Annotated in this window: 8 protein-coding genes and 1 pseudogene; all 9 read right to left on the bottom strand. The window is 27.1% G+C overall.

Annotation, left to right across the window (positions count from 1 at the left end; all coding sequences use genetic code 11):
• Positions 1-121 precede the first annotated feature (121 nt).
• The gene (gene hcp, locus NSA58_RS15005; protein ID WP_330652584.1) at positions 122-1,279 is read right to left on the bottom strand and encodes a hydroxylamine reductase; all 1,158 of its coding nucleotides are present in this window, start codon (positions 1,277-1,279) and stop codon (positions 122-124) included.
• Positions 1,234-1,497 (bottom strand): annotated as a pseudogene (locus tag NSA58_RS20885) (hypothetical protein); the annotation flags it as partial. The pseudogene NSA58_RS20885 and the gene hcp, both read right to left, overlap by 46 nt.
• Before the next feature lie 331 nt (positions 1,498-1,828).
• Positions 1,829-2,197, bottom strand: coding sequence for a GNAT family N-acetyltransferase (locus NSA58_RS21020; RefSeq protein WP_316713332.1), 369 nt, complete (start codon positions 2,195-2,197; stop codon positions 1,829-1,831).
• A 3-nt stretch (positions 2,198-2,200) separates the two neighbouring features.
• Positions 2,201-2,365 (bottom strand): hypothetical protein, encoded by a 165-nt coding sequence (locus NSA58_RS15015; RefSeq protein ID WP_257560643.1) that lies wholly within the window; start codon positions 2,363-2,365, stop codon positions 2,201-2,203.
• Positions 2,366-2,562: 197 nt separating this feature from the next.
• Positions 2,563-2,778, bottom strand: coding sequence for a PF20097 family protein (locus NSA58_RS15020; protein WP_039680719.1), 216 nt, complete (start codon positions 2,776-2,778; stop codon positions 2,563-2,565).
• Positions 2,779-2,863: 85 nt separating this feature from the next.
• The gene (locus NSA58_RS15025) at positions 2,864-3,121 is read right to left on the bottom strand and encodes a hypothetical protein (RefSeq protein WP_039680718.1); all 258 of its coding nucleotides are present in this window, start codon (positions 3,119-3,121) and stop codon (positions 2,864-2,866) included.
• Between the two features lie 274 nt (positions 3,122-3,395).
• The gene (locus NSA58_RS15030) at positions 3,396-4,526 is read right to left on the bottom strand and encodes a DUF4179 domain-containing protein (protein WP_039680717.1); all 1,131 of its coding nucleotides are present in this window, start codon (positions 4,524-4,526) and stop codon (positions 3,396-3,398) included.
• A gap of 12 nt (positions 4,527-4,538) precedes the next feature.
• Positions 4,539-5,057 carry a sigma-70 family RNA polymerase sigma factor gene (locus NSA58_RS15035; RefSeq protein WP_039680716.1) on the bottom strand — a complete coding sequence of 173 codons (519 nt, stop codon included), beginning with the start codon at positions 5,055-5,057 and terminating at the stop codon, positions 4,539-4,541.
• A gap of 185 nt (positions 5,058-5,242) precedes the next feature.
• Positions 5,243-5,613: hypothetical protein (locus NSA58_RS15040; RefSeq protein WP_257560644.1), on the bottom strand; the 371-nt coding region annotated here is incomplete at its 5' end.

The raw sequence follows: 5,613 nt of genomic DNA on the forward strand, positions 1-5,613 counted from the left end.
AATTAAAATAGGACCGTATTATTCTAACACGGTCTTTAAATAACTTAAAATTACTGCAATACTTTATTAGTTACTCTAACAATTACATTATACTCAAACATCACAGTATAAAAATTATTGTTTATATTCCTTGTTGTAAGCAAGTTTTTAAATCATCATCTGGTGTGCTTATTGATCTTAAATCAAATGTATCTACTAAATATTGAAGTACATTTGGACTTAAGAAGGCTGAAAGTGTAGGGCCTAAATATATGCCCTTTATTCCAAGTGATAGTAATGCCAATAAATCTGCCACTACCTTTTGTTCATACCAAGATATGATTAATGATAGTGGTAATCCATTTACATCAGTATCAAAAGCATCTGCCAGGGATGTTGCAATTTTAACTGCTGAATAAGCATCGTTACATTGACCAACATCAAGAAGTCTTGGAAGGCCTGCTACTTCCCCAAAATCTAATTTATTAAATCTATATTTACCACAAGCTAGCGTTAAAATCACACAATCATCTGGAACTTTTTTAGTAAATTCAGTGTAATAATTTCTACCAGGTCTCGCTCCATCACATCCACCTATTAAGAAAAAGTGTCTTATTTTTCCGTCTTTAACTGCATTAACAATATCTTCTGCATAAGAAAGTGTGGCGTGATGGCCAAACCCAACTAGTATTTCATGTGGTTCTTGATCTTCTTCGTATCCTCCAAGTTCAAGTGCCTTTTCTATTATTGGAGTAAAGTCTTTTTTACCATCTGCTCCTACCCCAATATACTTAACACCATCCCAACCAACTACACTTGTAGTAAATATTCTATCTTTGTATGATTCTCTAGGTTTCATCAAGCAGTTTGTAGTCATAAGTACACAACCTGGTATGTTATCAAATTCTTTTTGCTGATCTTGCCATGCACCACCAAAATTTCCTACTAAATGATCATACTTTTTAAGTTGTGGATAACCATGACAAGGAATCATTCCACCAGTTCTCATAGTCCATCTTATTAAATCTTCAAGGCTTAAATTATCATCTGTTGTTGCTTCCAACGCCCTAACATAAAAATTATCAACTTCATCATCGAAGTAACCCCGCTCTCTTGCTTGATGACCATAAGCTGCAATTCCTTTTAATCCATATACTATAGTTTGGCGTAGTGAACGAATATCTGGGTCCAGTTCACCATCATACATTATTCCTGCTTTTTTTGCATCTTGAAGCATTTCTGCTTTTGTTTCACTTAAATTATATGTAGCATGTTCTGTATCATTTTTAATTTTACCCACTTTTTTCTTAACGCCTCTTTTATTTTTTGAGACTCTTTTAACATTTGTACATGAATATCAGCATCAAAATTTACATTTGTCAAAGTTGTAAATAAAGAATTTTTAATAAATTTTACTATATCTTTATCTACATTTTCTCCTTTTTCAACTATCTCTTTTGCATAGCAGCTTATCCCTTTTATTTGATAAATAAGTAAGTCTTGAAGATTTGCTACTTCTGGTGTTTTTCCACATACATCTAGTTTTGTACAGCCCTTTCCCCCTGCTGTTTGTTCACATTAGTAACAAAACATAGAATATTCCATTACCATATTATTTCCCATTGTCTTTACCTCCTAATTTTAGATTCATATTATATTCTTTACTAAATTCATCTAAAATATAGTTACTTATATAAGACTTTGGAAATTTTTATAAAAAGCAAACTAATATGTAAAAAATTCGCTTCGCTCATTGCTCAAGTAACAAAGTTGGAAATTATACGCCATACACAGGACAGATAACATATAATTTCCTTACAATAAAAAAAGATAGACATTTTGCCTATCCTTAAACGTTGCACTCTGAAAACTTCATAACTGTTTTATTTAAAAATTCATTAAATATATAATACTCGTCCTCTGATAAATCTTTATTATAACTCATCACTCTCAAACTATGACCCTCATATTCCTTTCTATATTGAGGATGTATATGTTCAAAGTTTTGTATTTTAAAACCTAATTTGGAATAAAAATTTAATCTTTTAATTGATATATCATCTATGGGAATATCAATTTCTAGTATAGTGTTTTTATTACTTTGGCAGAACTTTTCTAATATTTTAGAGCCATAGTTTTTTCCTCTTAATTTTTTAGGTATAGCTAAATGTTCTATATACCTATATTTATCATATTCCCAATAAAAAAGTATTCCTATTAGTTAATCATTTTCATAAATAACACTACAATAATATTCTTTATTTTCTAATACATCTATCTGTGATTTTAACGTTCTTTGTTCAAATATTGGAAAGCTACTTTTATATATTTCCATAGCCTCTTTAAAGTAACGATCATCTTTGGAGCATATTCTTATAAGTTTCATTTTTCACCTCTTATAATCTTACTAGACTTTTATATCACTATATCATAATTAATCTTCAATTAAACATCGCCTGATTTATCTAAATCAAATGAGATAGTGTATAATTCTTTTCCACCATCTGTAGAAGTGCCTTTCTTTGGCAAATCAATATTAAACTTGCTCAGTAAATCTTTCACTTCTTCATACTTTCTATAAAACTATAATTGTTTTGGCACATCTATGGTAATTTTATTGCATTCTTTACAATAGTATCCTTCTACTTTTGAGTTCATCCACTCTAAAATTGTAACTCCTTTTACAAAGGTTGATAAAATTGCTCCTTTATCTTTTTCCTTAGGAATCCATTTTACTGAGTCTCTTCCCCCACGTATAATTCCCAACACCATCTCATTATTGCAATATGGACATTTCATAATTTATACTCTCCTCTTTACTATATTTTTAGTAATATGTTATCTAAATTCTAATTTTTATGCTAATTATAAAATTAGACATAAATCAAATTTCAATATTTTTTATTAAATTAGAAGCAAGTTCATATTTCTCATCGCTTACCCAAATAGTATACTCATAAGAAAAATCTTCTTTTTCACCTAAAGTTCCAACCATCATTTTATTCATCATAGGTCCAATATCTTTATTTATATTTCTTATTTTCTCAGTATACTTTATATTATTCAACTCTAGTATATTAATTATTTCATTGTATTTCTTCTTTGATGACCCATTATAAATTACTTGTTTATTAAAAAACATATACCCATCCCCTTAATTTAATCCCAAGAAAATATCTTCTAATTTTTCATCAGTTACTATATACTCCATGCCTACTATCATTTAGTCTTTTATTTTTTATTATTTTTAATATTTAACTTATTTCTATAATTTAATTATACATTAAAAAACTGTACGTAGGATAAATACATACAGTTTTCTACCCCTCTTAATATTACAATTTCTTTAGATATTATTTACAATCTTGTGAATTAATTCTTTAAGCTTATTTTTAACTTCCTTAAAATCAATAAATTTATTTCAGGTCTACCCTAAAACTAGATAAAGGATTTGCTTCTTCTCCATAATTTGTACAAACTAAAATATCAATATATAAAGGAATTTCTCCTATATCAATTAATTCATTTATTTGAGTATACATTTTATTTTTTCCATCGCTTCCTGTAGACATTTCCAACGCTCTTCCCTTATCATCATAAACTATTATAAAGTTATCATGAGGATTTCCCAGTGATGGTTGGAAAGGAAGTTCCATTTTAACTTCAATATATGTATCTGTTACCTCAACTTTTTTCAAAGTGTAATCTCCATCTTTTTTATCTACTACTATACTCTTTGCATTATCATCTATGGCTTTTATATTAAAATCAAAAGACCATTTTCCATCATAAGAATTTGTAAATAAAGAATCTTTATATTTTTTAGTTCCAAAACTTATTTTAAAATTTACATCTTCAATATCATTATTAATATCTAGCTCAATTAAATAACTAAGTTTAATAGTATTTTTATCAACAAATTCAACAATACCAGGACCATAACCATAACCATCTGCCTCAATATCATTCATATATATTATTAAATCCTCAATATACATTTCTTTTATTCCATCACCATAAGGAGAGTCACCCACTGTTTTTTTATACTTACTTTCATTGAAAGGTTCATCTGTTGTTAGAGTCATATCAAGATATAACTTTTTCTTGTCATACATTGCTTTATCTATGGTAATTTTTAATCCATCATCTTTACTAGATACATTTATAGGCGTTGCTATAAGTTTACTTTTTTTATGTTCTTCTTTTTCTTCTTCTAGTTCTGGATAGAGTTTAGGATCATACTCAACTGTACCACCATCAACAGACTCTTTTATTTTATCTAACATTGTTTCAAACTCTGGCAATCTTTTTTTCAAATTATCTGCTAAGGAAGGAGTAAATACACCAATTCCCATAGCTATAATTGCTATTGATGCAATACCTTTTATAATTTTATTATGTTTTACTTTCTTTTTATTTAATCTTTTTGATGAGTTTAATTTTTCTTTCATTTTTATTTTTAATTCTTCATTATTGCTAGTTTCAGCCTCCTCATATTTATCCGTATCTATCTTTATTTTATTAAAAATTTCAAACTTATTTTTCATAATCTCACTCTCCTACTTTAAAATACTTCTTCTAATTTTCTTCCTACCTCTAGATAGTCTACTATGTAAGGCAGGTACATTTGTATTAGTATCCTTTGCTATTTCTTCTAACTCGTCCCCATTTAAGTAGTACCTTTTGAAAAGTTCTTTATCTTTATAATTTAATGAGCTTAAAAGTTCATTTATTTCTTCTTCCATATCTAGTTTGTATAAATTTTCATCTATATATAAAATATTAGAATCCAGTTCTTCACTTATTTTAGATATATATTTTCTTTTATAATCAATTGCTTTGTACTTTGCAATTGCACATATCCAATTTTTAAAAGAATTTTCCTTATTATTAAATCCTTCAATATTTTCCCAAATGGCAAAGAGAACATCACTTATACATTCTTCCTCGTAATTTAATACAGGATTTATATGTTTTCTAACTACTGAAGTAAGTAATCCATTGTAATTATCTATTAACATCTCCATACCTTTTGGGTTACATTTTTTTATATATTTAATTATCAATTTATCCTTCAATTTATTTCCTCCCTGTAAAAGCTTTTACATTAGTTAATACGAAGTTTATCATAAAAAACTGACAAAAATAAGTAAAAAAATGCAATTAGATTATTATATCTAATTGCATTTTTTATTATCATCATAAAAACAGGCATATTTATAACACTTATTTTTACAGTATATAGTTTAATTTTCTTTACTAATTATCTTAAATCTTTTATATTAACAAATCCTATTACAATAGATATAAAAGCTATCATAGCAAAGAATATATTTGCACAAAGAGCTCCTATTGTTAAAGCACAGTTAAACAAATAAATTGTTGGTACGTATAATATCGTTATTAATGCAATTGGTAATAGCATTATATACGATATTTTTTCAAACTTATTAAGAACAATTTTTAAAATCATACTTAAAGTTATTAATAATGCAGGGAATACTGTTAAATAACTAGCTCCTGGCAATCCTACAGTAAATATAATTGATAGTATAAATAATACTATTAAAGAGCCTATTGTAAATTCATTTGATTCTTCTAAATTATTAGTACATTTTTTTACTAAAAATAAAT

The organism is Terrisporobacter muris (assembly GCF_024621905.1).
GTDB classification, from domain to species: Bacteria; Bacillota; Clostridia; order Peptostreptococcales; family Peptostreptococcaceae; genus Terrisporobacter; species Terrisporobacter muris.

Coding starts and splice junctions, on each gene's coding strand:
- NSA58_RS15015 (WP_257560643.1), bottom strand. CDS start 2,365: ATGAAACTTATAAGAATATGCTCCAAAGATGATCGTTACTTTAAAGAG.
- NSA58_RS15020 (WP_039680719.1), bottom strand. CDS start 2,778: ATGAAATGTCCATATTGCAATAATGAGATGGTGTTGGGAATTATACGT.
- NSA58_RS15025 (WP_039680718.1), bottom strand. CDS start 3,121: ATGTTTTTTAATAAACAAGTAATTTATAATGGGTCATCAAAGAAGAAA.
- NSA58_RS15030 (WP_039680717.1), bottom strand. CDS start 4,526: ATGAAAAATAAGTTTGAAATTTTTAATAAAATAAAGATAGATACGGAT.